Source organism: Pseudomonas sp. N-1-13 (assembly GCF_057787095.1).
Map to the genome: position 1 here is coordinate 4538015 of NZ_JBYNRI010000001.1, position 15792 is coordinate 4553806.

At 60.1% G+C, this 15792-nt stretch carries 16 protein-coding genes and 1 tRNA gene; 6 read left to right on the forward strand and 11 right to left on the reverse strand.

Annotated elements, in window-relative coordinates; translation table 11 throughout:
• The first annotated feature begins 10 nt into the window (after positions 1-10).
• The 5 genes from AC3I65_RS20445 to AC3I65_RS20465 all read left to right on the forward strand — a co-directional run bounded on the left by AC3I65_RS20445 (position 11) and on the right by AC3I65_RS20465 (position 4625).
• Positions 11-913 carry a copper resistance protein B gene (locus AC3I65_RS20445; RefSeq protein WP_274089932.1) on the forward strand — a complete coding sequence of 301 codons (903 nt, stop codon included), beginning with the start codon at positions 11-13 and terminating at the stop codon, positions 911-913.
• 59 nt (positions 914-972) lie between these two features.
• Positions 973-1359, forward strand: coding sequence for a copper homeostasis periplasmic binding protein CopC (gene copC / locus AC3I65_RS20450; protein WP_047227052.1), 387 nt, complete (start codon positions 973-975; stop codon positions 1357-1359).
• A gap of 1 nt (position 1360) precedes the next feature.
• A complete protein-coding gene (copD, locus tag AC3I65_RS20455) occupies positions 1361-2287 on the forward strand; it encodes a copper homeostasis membrane protein CopD (protein WP_419417428.1) in 927 nt (308 codons plus the stop codon).
• A gap of 126 nt (positions 2288-2413) precedes the next feature.
• A complete protein-coding gene (locus tag AC3I65_RS20460; RefSeq protein ID WP_160893244.1) occupies positions 2414-3601 on the forward strand; it encodes a cyanate transporter in 1188 nt (395 codons plus the stop codon).
• 112 nt (positions 3602-3713) lie between these two features.
• Positions 3714-4625, forward strand: a complete 912-nt coding sequence (locus AC3I65_RS20465) for a DMT family transporter (protein ID WP_488524104.1) — start codon at positions 3714-3716, stop codon at positions 4623-4625.
• A gap of 6 nt (positions 4626-4631) precedes the next feature.
• Here AC3I65_RS20465 and AC3I65_RS20470 read toward each other — a convergent pair whose 3' ends face one another.
• Genes AC3I65_RS20470 through AC3I65_RS20495 form a run of 6 tightly spaced genes read right to left on the reverse strand, consistent with a single transcriptional unit; the run spans position 4632 to position 11539 of the window.
• Positions 4632-6053, reverse strand: a complete 1422-nt coding sequence (locus AC3I65_RS20470) for an amidase (protein ID WP_488524105.1) — start codon at positions 6051-6053, stop codon at positions 4632-4634.
• On the reverse strand, positions 6050-7390 hold the full coding sequence (locus AC3I65_RS20475; RefSeq protein WP_488524106.1) for an aspartate aminotransferase family protein: 1341 nt from the start codon (positions 7388-7390) through the stop codon (positions 6050-6052). Before AC3I65_RS20475 ends, AC3I65_RS20470 begins: the two co-directional genes overlap by 4 nt.
• Complete coding sequence (locus AC3I65_RS20480) at positions 7368-8495, reverse strand: aminotransferase class III-fold pyridoxal phosphate-dependent enzyme (RefSeq protein WP_488524107.1); 1128 nt, start codon at positions 8493-8495, stop codon at positions 7368-7370. The genes AC3I65_RS20475 and AC3I65_RS20480 overlap by 23 nt, the downstream gene beginning before the upstream one ends.
• Positions 8496-8503: 8 nt before the next feature.
• On the reverse strand, positions 8504-9385 hold the full coding sequence (locus tag AC3I65_RS20485; RefSeq protein ID WP_047227057.1) for a TauD/TfdA family dioxygenase: 882 nt from the start codon (positions 9383-9385) through the stop codon (positions 8504-8506).
• Positions 9360-10925 carry an AMP-binding protein gene (locus tag AC3I65_RS20490; protein WP_107321975.1) on the reverse strand — a complete coding sequence of 522 codons (1566 nt, stop codon included), beginning with the start codon at positions 10923-10925 and terminating at the stop codon, positions 9360-9362. Before AC3I65_RS20490 ends, AC3I65_RS20485 begins: the two co-directional genes overlap by 26 nt.
• Positions 10922-11539, reverse strand: coding sequence for a thermostable hemolysin (locus AC3I65_RS20495; protein WP_047227059.1), 618 nt, complete (start codon positions 11537-11539; stop codon positions 10922-10924). Before AC3I65_RS20495 ends, AC3I65_RS20490 begins: the two co-directional genes overlap by 4 nt.
• A gap of 171 nt (positions 11540-11710) precedes the next feature.
• On the opposite strand from AC3I65_RS20495, the gene AC3I65_RS20500 reads away from it, so the two are divergent.
• Positions 11711-12646: a LysR family transcriptional regulator gene (locus AC3I65_RS20500; protein ID WP_047227126.1), complete on the forward strand. Its 936-nt coding sequence runs from the start codon at positions 11711-11713 to the stop codon at positions 12644-12646.
• Between the two features lie 126 nt (positions 12647-12772).
• Here the strand turns inward: AC3I65_RS20500 and AC3I65_RS20505 are convergent.
• The 5 genes from AC3I65_RS20505 to pal form a co-directional block, all read right to left on the reverse strand.
• Positions 12773-12848: transfer RNA gene (locus AC3I65_RS20505), tRNA-Lys, on the reverse strand.
• A 63-nt stretch (positions 12849-12911) separates the two neighbouring features.
• Positions 12912-13586, reverse strand: a complete 675-nt coding sequence (queC, locus tag AC3I65_RS20510; protein ID WP_171061329.1) for a 7-cyano-7-deazaguanine synthase QueC — start codon at positions 13584-13586, stop codon at positions 12912-12914.
• A 19-nt stretch (positions 13587-13605) separates the two neighbouring features.
• Entirely contained in the window at positions 13606-14253 is a 648-nt protein-coding gene (gene queE / locus AC3I65_RS20515; protein WP_047227061.1) for a 7-carboxy-7-deazaguanine synthase QueE, read from the reverse strand.
• A gap of 166 nt (positions 14254-14419) precedes the next feature.
• A complete protein-coding gene (ybgF, locus tag AC3I65_RS20520; protein ID WP_419417433.1) occupies positions 14420-15250 on the reverse strand; it encodes a tol-pal system protein YbgF in 831 nt (276 codons plus the stop codon).
• A 6-nt stretch (positions 15251-15256) separates the two neighbouring features.
• Positions 15257-15754, reverse strand: coding sequence for a peptidoglycan-associated lipoprotein Pal (gene pal / locus AC3I65_RS20525; protein ID WP_047227063.1), 498 nt, complete (start codon positions 15752-15754; stop codon positions 15257-15259).
• Positions 15755-15792 lie beyond the last annotated feature (38 nt).

Below are 15792 nucleotides of genomic sequence, written 5' to 3' on the forward strand. Positions count from 1 at the left end.
GGAGCCGACCATGACCACTATTTTTCACTACCCCCTGGCACTTTTTGCCAGCCTCACCCTGGGCGCCACTGGCTCGGCCTGGGCCGCGAGCGATGCCATGCAAGGCATGGATCACAGCCAGATGCAGGGGATGGACCATAGCCAGATGCAAGGCATGGACTCGATGCAGGGTATGGAACCGATGCAATCGGCCCCCACCAGCAGCCGCACGTCGATTCCCGAGCTGACCGACGCCGACCGCGCCGCCGTCTACGAAGACCATGGCGGCCATGCCGTGCATGACAGCGCCATCCATTCATTCTTGCTCATCGACCAATTGGAATGGCAAGACGCCGATGATGGCAGTGCCCTGAGCTGGGACGCCTCGGGCTGGATCGGCGGCGACATCGATCGCTTGTGGCTGCGCTCCGAAGGCGAACGCACCAACGGCAAGACCGAGGAAGCCGAACTCCAGGCACTGTGGGGGCATGCCGTCAGCCCCTGGTGGGACGTGGTCGCCGGCGTGCGCCAGGATTTCAAGCCGGGCGACCCGCAAACCTGGGCCGCCTTCGGTGTACAGGGCATGGCGCTGTATAACTTTGAAGCCGAGGCCACCGCGTTCATCGGCGAAGGCGGTCAGAGTGCGGTGCGCCTGGAAGGCGACTACGACATCCTGCTGACCAATCGTCTGATCCTGCAACCCACCGCCGAAGCCAACTTTTACGGCAAGAACGATCCCGATCGCGGTGTCGGCTCCGGGCTGTCGGACACTGAAGTGGGTGTGCGGCTGCGCTACGAAATCCGCCGTGAGTTCGCCCCTTATATCGGCGTCACCTGGAACCGCGTCTACGGCAACACTGCCGACTACGCCCGGGAAGAGAACGAAGACCGCAGCGAGGCACGCCTGGTGCTGGGCGTGCGCATGTGGTTCTGAGGGTGTTTGTAATCGCAGTCAACTAAAAAACTAGAAACCTGAGCTGTAGGAGTCCTTGCATGTCATTTATCAGAACCGCTGTAGTCACCGTCGCGCTGTCCACAGGCCTGTTAATCAGTGGCCTGGCCCAAGCGCACCCAAAGCTGCTTTCCTCCACGCCCGCCGAAGGTGCTGAAGGTGCGGCGCCGGCAAAGATCGAACTGCATTTTTCCGAGAACCTGATGACCAAGTTCTCCGGCGCCAAGCTGGTCATGACCGGGATGCCCGGCATGTCGGCGCACTCGCCCATGCCCATGAAGGCCAAGGTCTCCGGCAGCGATGACCCCAAAACCATGGTCATTACCCCGAACGCTCCGCTCACCACCGGCACCTACCAGGTCCAGTGGCGCGCGGTGTCGTCCGACACTCACCCGATCACCGGCAATGTCACGTTCAAGGTGAAGTGACTTGAGCGCCTCGATCAACATTGACCTGCTCAACATTGTTCTGCGCTTGGCCCTGTACCTGGATCTGATGGTGTTGTTCGGCCTGGCCGCGTTCGGTCTGTATAGCTTGCGCGGCCCAGAGCGGATCTCGGGCGTGGTGGTGCATTTCAAAGCACTTGTGCTGACCACAGCGCTGTTTGGCGTGCTGTTGTCGGTGGCCGCCATGCTGTGCATGGCCTGGGCCATGAGCGGCGTCACCGACTGGAACGAGCTGCTACCGCACATTGAAATGATGGTGTTCGAGACCGACGTGGGTTTGAGCTGGCGTGTTCGGATCGCGGCGCTGTTGCTGGCGACAATTGCTGTGGCCCTGAACCACCCGGCACCGACCGCCAGCTTGTGGCTGGTCACCCTCAGCGGTGCCGTGGCCCTGGCGACACTGGCCTGGACCGGACATGGCGCCATGGACGAAGGCCTGCGCCGTAACTGGCACTTCATCACCGATTTTCTGCACCTGTGGGCAGCGGGCGGCTGGGTAGGCGCCCTGACTGCGTTTGCCCTGCTGCTTCGCCAGGCTGAACACCGGCTGCCGGTCCTGGCGCGAACCCTGACCGGGTTTGAAACCGCCGGGGCGGTGATTGTGGTGGTGATCAGTGTGACAGGGGTGGTGAACTATCTGTTCATCGTCGGTCCTCGCGTCGACGGGCTGCTGGATAGCACCTATGGTCAATTGCTGGCGCTGAAAGTCGTGTTGTTCGCGGCGATGCTGGTGTTTGCCGCGCTGAATCGTTTTCATCTGAGCCCGTTGCTGGAACAGGCTCGGCAGACCGGGGAGCACAGCGTGGCGGTCAATGCCCTGCGGCGCAGCATGGCTCTGGAGTTGTCCGTGGCGGTGGTAATACTGGCGTTAGTGGCATGGCTCGGGACGTTGAGTCCGGCGATGGAATAGCACGACTGACTCCACTGAACAGGGGTTTGGAGTGCACCTGATTTTTAAATACCCCCCACCAGATTTCAGTTTGCCCCACCCCTTACATCCCAGCCTAAATGGAGCTTTATCCAGCAAGGCTCTGTTATGGAAAACGTTCGAACTTCAAGCACCCACGCCGTCTGGCTGATGGTCAGCGTGGTGTTGGTGGCACTGAACCTGCGCCCCTCTATGGCGGCTGTCGGGCCATTGTTATCAGCCATTCGCGGCGAGGTGCCGCTGAGTTTCAGTACCGCTTCGTTACTGACCATGTTGCCGGTCATGGCCATGGGTCTGGCGATGTTCTTGGGCATGCGCATTGCCCTGCGCATCGGTGAGCACCGCACCATCGTGCTGTCGCTGCTGATCATCGGCATCGCCACGGCATCGCGCCTGTACCTGGACAGCGCCGTCGAGCTGATTATCAGCGCGGTGCTGGCGGGGATCGGTATCGCCCTGATCCAGGCCGTGATGCCGGCGCTGATCAAATCGCGCTTCGCCGACAATGTCTCGTTGTTCATGGGCCTGTACGTCACGTCCATCATGGGCGGCGCGGCGCTTGCGGCGTCGTTTTCACCGTTCGTCCTGGCGCAGACCGGCAGCTGGCGTATCGGCCTGGCGATCTGGGCACTGCTGGCGCTGATCGCCCTGGGCTGCTGGTACGCCCAGCGCGCGGCCGTCACGCCTTTGCCCGCTGCCCCGGCGCAGCGCCAGGAATCGTTTTTCAGCAATTCGCGGGCCTGGCTGCTGGCGATCTTCTTCGGCCTCGGTACCGCCTCCTACACCTGCGTGCTGGCGTGGCTGGCGCCGTATTACGTGGAGAAAGGCTGGAGCGAACAGCACGCCGGTCTGCTGCTGGGGTTCCTCACCGCGATGGAAGTATTGTCCGGCCTCGTCACCCCGGCGATTGCCAACCGCAGCCAGGATAAGCGCCTGGTCCTGGCGGTTTTGCTGGCCCTGATCATCGCGGGGTTCTGCGGCCTGATCCTCAGCCCGGACCGCTTCAGCCTGTTGTGGCCTTGCCTGCTGGGGCTGGGCATTGGCGGTCTGTTCCCGATGAGCCTGATCGTATCCCTCGATCACTTGGACAACCCACGTCGGGCCGGTGGTCTGACGGCCTTCGTGCAAGGTATCGGTTACCTGATCGCCGGGCTCTCGCCGTTGATTGCCGGGATGATCCGCGATCAGTTGGGCAGCTTCGAATGGGCCTGGTGGTCGCTCACCGCGGTCATGGCGCTGATGATCGTGATGGTCCTGCGCTTCAATCCCAAACACTACGCGCGACACATCAGCTAGTGGCGTCAAAGGGCTGCAGTTGACTGCGGCCCTGTTTTTCACACTCACCATGACAGCCGGCCGATTTGTCCCTCATGACGTTCCGGTATTTGAAAGCAGGAATAGAACCTTGATGAAAAACGTCGGTTTCGCAGCCGCTCACTGGGGCATGCTCATCTGGGCAATCCTGATCGCAGCGTCGTTCTTTGCCGCGGCGCAGGTCAGTCAGTCAATCGATCCGATCCTGCTCACCGGCTTGCGACTGCTGTTTTCCGCCCTGATGTTCCTGCCGCTGTTACTGCTGAAAAACACCTCGCCGGTCTCCGGCAAAGGCCTGCTGGCCCATGCCGTACTTGGCCTGTTGCTGGCAACGTACTTCGGTTCGTTGTTCGAAGCGTTGCGCTACACCTCGGCGGTCAATACCGCGACGCTGTACACGCTGGTGCCGTTGATGACCTTGTTGTTCGAGGTATTTCTGCTGCCCAACCCAAGCCTCAAGACCCGCCTGCTGCCGATGTCGACCGCAGCGATCGGCGCAGTGTTGCTGACCCTCAAGGGGTCGGCTCCGGGACAATTGCCGGCGCTCTATCCCGTGCTGGTTTTCGGCGCCGGTTGCCTGGCGATGGCGCTGTATTCCCCCCTCAGCCAACGGTTCAAGGTCCGCGCGCTGAAAGGCCGCGACCCGGTGACGATGACGTTCTGGAACATGCTGTTCGGGGCGCTGTTTCTGCTGGTGTTTTGCCTGTTCAGCGGCGGCTGGCGCAGCGCTCTGCAGTTGTCGACGCCGGACATCGGCTGGCTGATGTACCTGGCCGTGTTCGGCACCCTCGCCACTTTCTGGCTGTTGCACCGGGCAATTGGGGTAATCGCGCCGTCCACGGTGGTTTCCTATGTCTACCTCAGCACCCTGTTCGTGACCGTACTGCACTGGTTCTGGCTCAGGCAGCAACCGCTGATGATCGAGATCCTCGGTGCTGCCCTGGTGGGTATCGGCATGCTGGCACTGGTGCTCAGCAGCCGAAACACCAGAACCGTCACGGCTTGAGGGCGGTCAGTACGTCGATGGCGGACGGGGCGTAACCGGACTCCAGCGCTCCAGCTCACGCTCCAGGAAAGCAGCCACCGCCAACAACCGTTCTTCCTGCCAATGAGGCCCGACAATCTGGATGCCGATAGGCATCCCGGTAGTCGGGTCCGTTCCGGCGCGGATCACTACTGCCGGGGAACCGCTGAGGCTGAACGGGAACACGAAGGCATACCGGTCGCGATCCTCCAGGGACTCCCCGTGACGGAACGCGACGTCCGGAAATACCGGGCAGATGAACAGGTCATGCTGCTTGAAGAATTTCGCCAACTCATAGCGAAACGTATCGATCATGATCCAGTCGCGTTTGACCTCATCCACGGTCAACTCCACCGCCTCGCTCATGTCCAGCAATTGAGCGATGGCCGGGGTAAAACGTCGCTTGTTCATGGACTCGAACAATTGCCGCCAACCGCGACCGGCGTCAGCGCCGGTGATGAACACCCGCCACAGCACATCACAGGCCTCATCGAGCATCGGCGGCGCGACCGTGCTCACCTCGGCCACCACCGGACCCAGGCATCGTTCGACGTGCTGCAATACCTGGCTCACCGCCGCGCTGACCGGCGGGCGGCTCGACGCCGAGAACAGCGCCACCCGCAGGTTGGCCAGCGGCTCGCTGGCGGTGAACGGTACATCGACGGTGTCCGGATCCTGCCCGTCGGCACCGCTGATCAATTGGCCCAGCAGCGCCAGGTCATCGACATAGCGTCCCATCACGCCAAAGGCCGAGGTCATGTGGAACAGCCCGGAACGGTCATTGGGAAACTGGCCGGTCAGCGGCACCCGCCCCTGGGTCAGTTTCAAGCCGCAGATGCCATTGAAGTGCGCCGGTATCCGCACACTGCCACATGCATCGGACGCCAGCCCGGCCGGCGAGCATCCGGCAGCGATCGCCGCTGCCTCACCGCCGCTGCTGCCGCCGGCGGAGCGTTGCAGGTCGTGGGGGTTCAGGGTCCGGCCATAGACCAGGTTTTCGGTTTCGAAAGCCATGCACAGTTCAGGCACATTGCTGATGCCCAGAATGATCGCCCCGGCCTGTCGAAGCCGGGCAACGGCCGTTGCGTCCTGCTCGCTGGGTTCGCCCAACAGCTCCCCCAGCCCTCGGGACATCTTGAAACCACGCACATGCAGGACATCCTTGATGGTGATGGGAATGCCATGCAGCGGGCCACTGATCTGGCCAACGCGCGCCATCTCGTCAGCCTCGCGAGCCTGGCGCCGCAGTTCCTCGACTGGCGCCAGCTGGATCAGTGCGTTGATGTGCCGGTTACGCTCAGCGATGCGTTGCAGGTAAAACTCCAGCAACGTGACACTGGTCAGCACGCCACGTCGCAGCAGACCGGCCATTTCCCGCAGGGTCAGCGTATCGGGGTTGAACAGGCTCATGACGCCTCCTTGCTGCGCAGCCACTTGTTGGGCAACAGATACATGTTGCGCACCACTAGGGAAAACGCTTTCACCGCCAGCGCCGGGCGCCGATCGATGGCTTGCAGGGACTCTTCGATCATCGCCAGGACATGCTGCAAGGCTTCGGGCGTGATATTCAGCGGCGGATAAAAACGCAGCACCGGGCGTTCGGCCTTTTCATTCATGGAATGCCCGGCGTGGACGCCACGCTTGCCCAGCTCCATGCTCATCAGCGCCTCATAGACCGAACCACGCAGGCGCAGGCCCGTCATCAGGCCGACGCCCGGCACATCCTCGATGATGTGCGGATAACGCAAGGCCAGTCGTTGCAGACCGTGGCGCAGCAACCCACCGTTGACCCGCGACAGCTCCACCAGTTTGTGTTGCTCGATGTAGTCGATGGCCGCGAGCGCCGAGGCACACGCTAGCGGATGCCCGCCATTGGTTCGCGTGTCGGGCTCGATTTCGCTGATTGGATACTGGGTGGCCAGGCGCCGGCTGTACATGGCGCAAGCGAACGAGGTGTAGCCGCCGGTCAGGCCCTTGGAGAGGATCATGATGTCAGGCACCACGTCGTCATATTGCACGGCGAACCATTTGCCGCAACGGCCGAAACCGGTCTGGATTTCATCCGCCACCAGCAGCGTGCCCGTGGCGTCGCACAAGGCTCGAAGGTTGGCCATGTAGCCCACCGGGGGCACCCGCAGATGAGCGCCGCCCAGAATCGGCTCGACGTACACCGCACAGACACCCTCGCCCACGGCCTTTTGCAGGGCGGCGAAATCGCCGTAGGGGACACAGGTCACCTCGGGGCAAGCGATGCCATAACTGCTGTGGTGCTGTTGCTGGCCCAGAATGCTCATCGCCGCCAAAGTCTTGCCATGATAAGAGCCGCTCATCACGACGATCCTGCGCCGCTGAGGCTGGATCCGCAGCACATAACGCAGACTCTGCTCGACGGCCTCGGCACCCGAGACCATGAATTGCACGTCGCCCCATTCTCCCGGCACCAGTTGGCAAAGCCGCTCGGACAGCTTGTCTTGAAGCGGATGGCGCCGGCCTTCCGGGACCCAGGCCAACTGATTCAATTGCGCCTGCACCTGCTCACGCACCGTCGGGTTGCGATGCCCGACGATAAACACCCCGTAGCTGCACGCGCAGTCAATGAAGCGCTTGCCGGTGTGATCGGTGACATGGATGCCATCGGTCTGCTGTTCTACGCTGGTCTTGCCCAGGCGATACAGCTTGGCCGCCGATGCGCTCCAGTGCCGCTGGCAATCATCCAGCAGTTGTTCATGCGGCCTTAGTAAGGACATGGCTTAGCGTCTCCTTGATGAGGTGGGCGGCACGTTGAATCTGTTCGGGGCGTGCAGTGATCGGGCAGCGCAAGATCAATTCGCGGCCCCGGGGTGGGCTGATATAAACGCCTTGCTGGTAAAGCGCTTCGCACAGCAGGGACGGCTGCAGATCATCGGCCAGCGGCAGGCTGACCCAGCCACCCACAGCCACCGCTCCGAATGGCGCCAGGGTTTGCACCAGCCGCTGACCGTTCTCCAGACAATGCAGAGGCGAGTCGTGGGCCTGCACATAATCCAGGGCTGCCAGGGCCGCTACACACGCCATCGGATTACCAGCGGTGGTGCTGCCGTGTTTGGCCGGACTGCTGCGCCCATAGACCTGCCAGGCCATGCGCTCGCTGCAGGTATAGGTGCCGATGGGAATCGCGCTGCCCCCCAAGGGGCCCCCAAGCACGACAATGTCCGGGACAGGACGATAACGCTGGAAACCGAACAGCGTCCCCAGGCTACCGAGGCAACTGTGGGTGTCGACCGCGATGACCGGCGCGCCAGCCTGTGCTGCGCGGGCATGCAATTGCTCGAGCAGTGCAGCATCGAGCAGTTGCAATCGGCCGCTGGCATCCACGCGGGTGTTGCTGTGGCACACCGCGAAACAATCGCTCCAGTCCACCGTGTCCAGGTCAGCGAGATGCCGAATCGCCACTCGCTTGAACCCTAGAAAACTCTGCACGGCCAGATCATCTTGCGCGGCGCTGAGGCAACGTCCGTAGGTCAGCGCGCCATAATCACCCCCCTGGATGAACACGATGGTGTTGCCCTTGGGCTTGAGGCCCTTGCACAACTTCAATGCGCCCTCGAACGCCTCATCCCCGGAGCTGCACACATAAGAGTTGACGAGCGGCGCAGGCAGCAGCTCGGCCAGGCGTCGGCACAAGGCAATAAGCGGTTGGGACATCAGCACACGGTTGGATAACCCCATGATGTCCGCTTGGCGACTGACCGCCTCGATCACCGGCGGCACCTGGAAACCGAACCCGCCGCTCAGGTCGATAATCTGCCGGCCATCGCCATCGAGATAACTCTCGTACTGTCCGCTGACAATGTATTTGTTGTTGTTCGTCATGATGAGTCTCAGCGATAGCTCAAGGCGTTGAAGATGCGTCGACGTTCGTCGACGATGGTTTCACGACCGTGCATGACCCGACGGTTGTCGATCATCACCACGTCGTGATCGCGCCAGCCAACCGGGCAGGTGTACTGGGCGGACACTTCGGCAATTTCCCGCAGAAACCCGGCAGGAATCGGCTGCCCCCCCACGGTGTCGATCACCGGAGCTTCGTAGTTGAAGGAAGGTCCCAGGATGCTGTTGGCGAAGGCCGGACGCTGGCTGAACGCGGACGTGAGGATCGCCGGGGTGCTGAAGGCGTAGTGAATGGAGTCATCGGCCGGGTTGAAGGAAATAACCGTCTGCGGGTCCTCCCCGATGATTTGCCACAGGTCCTCGATTTCGACGGCCGCCGGGTCCGACAACGCTGGCGAATAGTGGCAAACCAAACGACGCCACTTTTCCCCCGCAACGGTACGGCTGTAGCGGATAGGGTTTTCTTCAAAAAAACTGCGGCAGGCTGGAGACAGTTTCGCCAACACCTTCTCACCGTCACACAACGTCGTTTGCGACCCCTTGCGTGGTGCTTCCTGACAATAGAACCAGGTCATGTCCGGCCAGAACGGCGAGTTACCGTTTTCGCAGTGCAGGCCAACCGCCTGATGTCCCGCGTCCACCAACTGTGCCGCGCCGCCCACCATGACGCGGGCCGGATCCAGGCTCAGCCGCGAACTGTTTTGTTTGACGTAGGCGCTGAAATCTTCGGCGCTGTGGATACAGTTACGAAACAGCACGACCCCGTAATGGCCCAGCAGCTCATACAGCTCGCTCTTGCCCAGGCTGGCGAAGTGGTGCGACTCGACGATGGAGATGTCCGCGGTTTCAAAGTGAAAAGCAGGCGTGGTCATTGGATGCAATCCCTTGCAGAGTGGAAAAAACAGTGGCGATGTCGGCGCGTTTTGGCCGGCCGGTAACGGTGTAAAGCTGCTCGATCAACGGGTCGTCCTGGGTCAACAACCAGAGTCGGCTGGGTCTTTCGATGTCGGAAAAACGCCGGGCGGACCAGGCCACCAGCTCATCGCGCGCGGGGGCCGACTCGACACACAGCAACGCCACCAGGCCATGGTGCTCATCGAAAAACACTGCGGCATCGTTGACGCCGGGGTATTTGCGATACTCCAGCTCAACCTGTTCAGGGCTGACGTTGCGCCCGTTGGGCAGGCAGATCACGTTCTTCTTACGCCCGTGCACATAGAGGTAGCCATCGTCGTCCAGCATGCCCAGGTCTCCAGTGTCCATCCAGCCATCGGCAGACATGGAGCAGGCACTGGGGTCCGTGCCGGAATAGCCACTGAACAGTGAGCTGCTCTTGACCTCAATGGTCTGGTCGGCGCCGATACGCACCTGGACATGGGGCAAGGGTTTGCCCACGCTGCCCAGGCGCTGCTGTTCGAAGGTGTTCATGCTGACCACCGAGGCGTTCTCGGACAGGCCGTAGCCTTGGTACACAGCAATGCCCCGTTCTTCCAGTCCGCGCAGTACATCGATGCTGACCGCCGCACCGCCACAGGTAATATGCGCACCCGATTGCAGATAGCGCGCCAGTCTCTCGCCCTGCTCGCCGCCCTCGTCCATTTGTTCCAGGAAGCGGTTGACCATCACCGGCGGCACTGTCAGGGCCGTTGGCTGGACCTGCAGGATCCACTCGACCAGACGCTGTGGCGAAGCCCCAGGCTCGCCGAGCAATGCTTCGTTCGGTGGCAAGAAATGCACGGTTCCGCCCGCCAGCAACGGTAGATAGGCGGCAGTCACCTGTTCGAGCAGCAAACTCAAGGGCACCAGCGACAGGTAACGGCGATGAGCATCGGCGGGCATACGTTGACGCAGCGATGCCAGCACGGCGCCGACCGCCTGGGTACTCAACTGCACGCCCTTCGGGCGACTGGTCGTGCCCGAGGTGTGAATGATTTTGCAGATCCAGTCTTCATCACCGTCGGGCGTATGCAACAAAGGCTGTTCGATGACCGGCTCGCTGATGTGGCGCAAACGGCTTTCAGGGAAATTCAACTTCCATCGCTGCGCCAGTGTCCGCTGCCCGGCGGCATCCACTACAAACCCGTCGCAACGCTCGGCCAGGTGCTCCGCCTGAGCCTGGCTGAAAGCCAATGGCAACGGTAACGCGGTAATCCCGGCAAACAGGCAAGCAAGATCGGCCACCAGCCAGTCGCTGCTGTTACGCGTGGCAATTCCCAAAACCACATGATCGCCATGGGCCGGGCTGGGAAAACGCCGTTGCAGTTCGGCGGCCAGATTGAGGGCACGATGTTCCAGCTCGCCATAGGTCAATGCCACCGGCTCGCCGCCCGACGCCGACCAGTCCACCGCGCAGACAGCCTGGCGATTGTCTTGCAACGCGCTTTGCAAGTGATGGATAAATCCGCCGCTCATGGCTGCGCCCTCGCCAGTGAATCGCCAGGCAGTTGGGTGAACGAGGTATTGAGCGTCATGGCCGCGAAACGCGAGCGCTGCGGGTCTACCCGGATGAACCCGGTGACCGGCAATTTGGAGTAATAAGTCCCCCAGTTCTTGCCACCCTCCTCGCCCAGGCGCGCAGGGTCTGCTGTCAGCAGCGGCTCGAAATCGATTTGGCAACTTTCCATCATTTGCCGAACGCGGGGTGTCACCGTACACAACAAGTAATGCCCACCCATGCACCAGGACAACAGGGGAATCATGTTGACCAGAATCATGCCGGCCGTCAGGTGATGGGAGATCAAATTGCCGATCTCGACAATGTTTGAGCGGTCGATCGTTTTCTCCAGGCGCTGGGACAAAATCACTTCTATCGGTTGCGCCAGGTATTGCTCGGAAAACAGTGTGCGGTGGTCCGCGAATGTAATACCGGCACAGGCAAGAATACGGTCTGACGGATCCTGGGTGACCGCAAAGTATTGTGGATTCGGTTCAACCGACGCCGAATAAGAACGGCGAAATTTCTCTTTCACTACTTCAGTGGCTTGCACCCATAACGGTGTCTTAGTTTCTGCGACGCGAATTTGCATATCGTCCTCCTCCGTCCTTGTGCAGGATTTCTATAAAAAGCGAGGCGAGCATATTTAAGAAAATTCCCACAAGCCATTTAAAAAATAAATGCCTTCCGCTAATATATAAATAAACCCCTTTGTCATAAAAACAAGGGACGCTAGCTGATGGATTGCGCCGAGAAGGATCTTATGCTCAATAGTAATTTGCTTAGAAAGCTGGACATGCAGGACCTGATGGTGTTTGTCGCGGTGTACGAGCAAAGCAGCGTCACCGAGGTGTCCGAGACCCTTTGTGTGAGCCAGTCAACCGTGAGCTACTGCCTGAAGAAGCTGCGCACAAGTTTCGAAGATGAGTTATTCATCAATACCCGTAGTGGCATGCGGCCCACGAACAAAGCCACGGCCATGTACAGCCATGTACTCAACATCCTCAAGACCATAAATATATGCCACTCCGGCATTCAAACATTCGACCCCACGCAGAAAGAAATAACATTCAATATTTGCGCCCCGGAGTACTTCGAACTTCTTATACTTCCCCAGCTAGTGAAACGATTCATTGGCAGCCGTTTCCCCGTTATCATTAACATCACGAAATTTCACAAAGACATTCCGGTTGACGAATTGATGGAGGGTCGATTCGACCTGGTTGTTTGTTTTGGCCCCAACTTTCATCGCGGCGCGAAGGGGTTGCGCTCGCAAGTATTACTGGAAGATGAACTGGTCTGCGTGGTCGATAAAGACTTTTCACTGCCCAGGGAGGAATTTGATCTGGAGGCGTTCGTCGCCTGCCAGCATGTTTTTCCGACGCCCTGGACCTCCGACACCAACATGGTGGACGGCTGGCTCGCCCGGCAAGGCTACAACCGACAGATTGTCGCTCGGGCCAACAGCTACGTGGCAGCACTGAATATGATTCCGGGAACCGACTTCATCCTGACGTTGCCTCGGCGTATCCAGGCGTTGACCTGCGATGAAGGCAAATACAGCCATCGCAGGCCACCAGTGGGCTTACCGAACTTTACGCTGGATATGATGTGGAGCGAGAAACCCGGCCAGGACAACGCCAACATCTGGTTTCGCGAACAGATCGTGAAGGTATGCGCCGAGGACGGCTTGCTTTAACAACCCAGGGAACCACTCGAATCGTCGGGTGGTTCCGGTTTTCAAGCGGCGAGTTTTCTACAGGCAAAAAAAAATCCGGAAATCCTCACTTTCGTGGGCCTTCCAGACTTTTAAAACTGCTAAAAATGGTGGGTCGTGTGGGATTCGAACCTACGACCAATTGGTTAAAAGCCAACTGCTCTACCAACTGAGCTAACGACCCGCTGTGTGGTGGCGCGTATAATACTGATTTCTAAGGACTATTCAACACCTAATTTGAAATAAATCAAAAATAAGGGGTTGGATCGCTCACACCCGCCGCCGCGAAGCCTTCGGCACGCAGGCGACAGCTGTCGCATTTGCCGCAGGCACGCCCCTGATCGTCAGCCTGATAGCAGGAAACGGTGAGCCCGTAGTCCACGCCAAGCTTCACCCCCGCCCGAACGATGTCGGCCTTGCTGAGATTCTGCAGTGGTGCCTGAATACGGAAGCCCTGCCCTTCTACACCGGCCTTGGTCGCCAGGTTGGCCATACGCTCGAACGCTTCGACGAACTCCGGACGGCAGTCCGGGTAGCCGGAATAATCCACGGCGTTGACGCCGATGAAGATATCACGGGCACCCAGCACCTCCGCCCAGCCCAGGGCCAGGGACAGGAACACCGTGTTGCGTGCCGGCACGTAGGTCACCGGGATGCCTTCGCTGGGAGTTTCAGGCACGTCGATGGAGCTGTCGGTCAAGGCCGAGCCGCCGATGCCATTGAGGTTCAGGCCGATCACCTTGTGTTCGACGACACCCAGGTCCCGGGCCACCCGCTCGGCGGCGTGCAGTTCGGCGCGGTGGCGCTGGCCGTAATCGAAACTCATGGTGTAGCAGCGGTAGCCCTCGGCACGCGCCATGGCCACGACCGTCGCGGAATCGAGGCCGCCGGACAACAGGATGACGGCACGTTTTTCTGCAATGTTCGAGTGTTCAGTCATATCAGCGCCCCGGCTCGTCGTTCCAAAGATATTTATGCAGCTGCAATTGCAGGCGCACCGGCAAATTGTCCGCCACCACCCAGTCCGCCAGCTCCCGGGCGTTCAAGTCATGATGACTTGGCGAAAACAACACTTCGCCAGCCCGCTGGTCGAGCCCGTATTGAATCAGCTTGGACACGGCCCAGTCATAATCTTCCCGCGAGCAGATAACGAACTTGACCTGATCGTTGGGCGTCAACAGTTCGATGTTCTCATAGCGATTGCGATGGGCTTCCTTGGACCCTGGGGTCTTCAGATCGACGACGCGGCTGACTCGCGGATCAACGGGTGCGATGTCCAAGGCGCCGCTGGTTTCCAGCGATACCTCGTAACCGGCATCGCACAACCGCTTGAGCAAGGGGATCGCGTTGGGTTGCGCCAGTGGTTCGCCCCCCGTAACGCAGACGTAGCGCGGGCGAAAACCGGCCACCTGCTCAAGGATGTCGTCGAGGCTGCGCAGGGTGCCGCCACTGAAGGCGTAGGCACTGTCGCAGTATTGGCAACGCAACGGGCAACCGGTGAGGCGCACAAATACTGTGGGCAGCCCGGCCGTTCGCGTTTCACCCTGCAACGAGTAAAAAACTTCGGTAATTCTCAATGTGTCTTGCATAGTCGCCACGGGCGTAACAGCTAAACAGGCTGTCCGCCTCCGTCAGGCACTTCCAGCAACCCCGCCAACGCGCAGATCCCAAGAAGCGTGTTTCATAAAAAGGGCGTGAATTCTAACGAAAAAACCCGCGACAAGCGCGGGTTTCTTCGAAACGGATCAAACAGCCTCACATACGCTGCAAGTCACGCTGAGCCAATTGGGCAGCGGAGGTACCCGGGTATTGGGCCACCACCTGCTCCAGAATGCCCTTGACCTTGTCGGTGTGGCCCAGGCGACGCTCCACGTCAGCGAGCTTGTAGAGCGAGTCCGGCACCTTGGCGTGCTTGGGATAGAGCTGCGAGACCTTGGCGAAGGCCTGACCGGCACCTTGCAGGTCGCCCTTGGCCAGGTTCACTTCACCCAGCCAATATTGGGCGTTGCCCGCATACTGGCTGTTAGGGTATTTGCGAAGGAAAGCGGCAAAGGCCAGGCTGGCCTTGTCAAAATCCTTGGCTTTGATCAGATCGAAGGCCGCATCGTAATAGAGCTTTTCCTTCGCCGGATCAGCCGGCTCACCGCCGGCTGCAGGTGCCGGAGCAGTTGCTCCCGCGCCTGCGGCTGCGCCAGGGGCGTTCAAGTCGCCACCGGCTGGAGAATTCTCAGGAGTCGCGGCAGGTGCAACGCCGGTTCCTATGCGCCGATCAAGATCCTGGTATCGCTCCAGGTTTTCCTGCTTCATGCGCGAAATTTCATTTTGCAGAACTTCAATCGCGCCTTGCTGGCGTGAAATCTGGTCTTGCATTTGCTGCAGTTGGTTGAACAGCTGGCCCTGTGCCGAGACAGGGGCCGAAACCCCTCCCCCGGCATAGGCGCCGCTCGTACCGTAACCTGCAGGCGGATAATTGCTTGCGCTATTGTTATAGCCGGAATCATTATCGACCACGGGAACCGCAGCCCACGCCGCAAGCGGCGCGAGGCTGAGAGCCAGAACAGTTACAGCACGGCGGCACGTTCGCATGACGAATTACTTACGCAGTTCGACGCGACGGTTTTGAGCCCAGGACTGCTCGTCGTTGCCGGTAGCAACTGGACGCTCTTCGCCGTAGGAAACCAGTTCCAGCTGAGCTGGGGAAACACCTTGCAGTACCAGGTAGCGTTGAACGGCTTTCGCACGACGCTCGCCCAGTGCCATGTTGTACTCACGAGTACCACGTTCGTCGGTGTTGCCTTCCAGAACGATGCGAGCACCGTTCGACTTCAGGTCTTTGGCGTGAACGTCCAGAGCGCGCATGGCTTCTGGCTTCAGGTCCGAGCTGTCGTATTCGAAGTAGAAGGTGGTGATTGCGCGCAGAGCAGCTTCTTCGCTCAGGGAGCCGTCAACTGCACCAGTGTTAGCGCCGTAACCAGCGTTTGGATCAACAGCGCCTTCACCGGCGTTGTCGCCGCCTTTGGACGAGCAACCTACAGCTACAGCCATGGCCAGAGCCAGCGCAGCAAATTTACCAAACTTCAGCATTTCCATCGTGAAACTCCTAATGAACCCCAGTGTGTTAAGTAAAA

Coding starts and splice junctions, on each gene's coding strand:
- AC3I65_RS20445 (WP_274089932.1), top strand. CDS start 11: ATGACCACTATTTTTCACTACCCCCTGGCACTTTTTGCCAGCCTCACC.
- copC (WP_047227052.1), top strand. CDS start 973: ATGTCATTTATCAGAACCGCTGTAGTCACCGTCGCGCTGTCCACAGGC.
- AC3I65_RS20460 (WP_160893244.1), top strand. CDS start 2,414: ATGGAAAACGTTCGAACTTCAAGCACCCACGCCGTCTGGCTGATGGTC.
- AC3I65_RS20465 (WP_488524104.1), top strand. CDS start 3,714: ATGAAAAACGTCGGTTTCGCAGCCGCTCACTGGGGCATGCTCATCTGG.
- AC3I65_RS20470 (WP_488524105.1), bottom strand. CDS start 6,053: ATGAGCCTGTTCAACCCCGATACGCTGACCCTGCGGGAAATGGCCGGT.
- AC3I65_RS20475 (WP_488524106.1), bottom strand. CDS start 7,390: ATGTCCTTACTAAGGCCGCATGAACAACTGCTGGATGATTGCCAGCGG.
- AC3I65_RS20480 (WP_488524107.1), bottom strand. CDS start 8,495: ATGACGAACAACAACAAATACATTGTCAGCGGACAGTACGAGAGTTAT.
- AC3I65_RS20485 (WP_047227057.1), bottom strand. CDS start 9,385: ATGACCACGCCTGCTTTTCACTTTGAAACCGCGGACATCTCCATCGTC.
- AC3I65_RS20490 (WP_107321975.1), bottom strand. CDS start 10,925: ATGAGCGGCGGATTTATCCATCACTTGCAAAGCGCGTTGCAAGACAAT.
- AC3I65_RS20495 (WP_047227059.1), bottom strand. CDS start 11,539: ATGCAAATTCGCGTCGCAGAAACTAAGACACCGTTATGGGTGCAAGCC.
- AC3I65_RS20500 (WP_047227126.1), top strand. CDS start 11,711: ATGCTCAATAGTAATTTGCTTAGAAAGCTGGACATGCAGGACCTGATG.
- queE (WP_047227061.1), bottom strand. CDS start 14,253: ATGCAAGACACATTGAGAATTACCGAAGTTTTTTACTCGTTGCAGGGT.
- ybgF (WP_419417433.1), bottom strand. CDS start 15,250: ATGCGAACGTGCCGCCGTGCTGTAACTGTTCTGGCTCTCAGCCTCGCG.
- pal (WP_047227063.1), bottom strand. CDS start 15,754: ATGGAAATGCTGAAGTTTGGTAAATTTGCTGCGCTGGCTCTGGCCATG.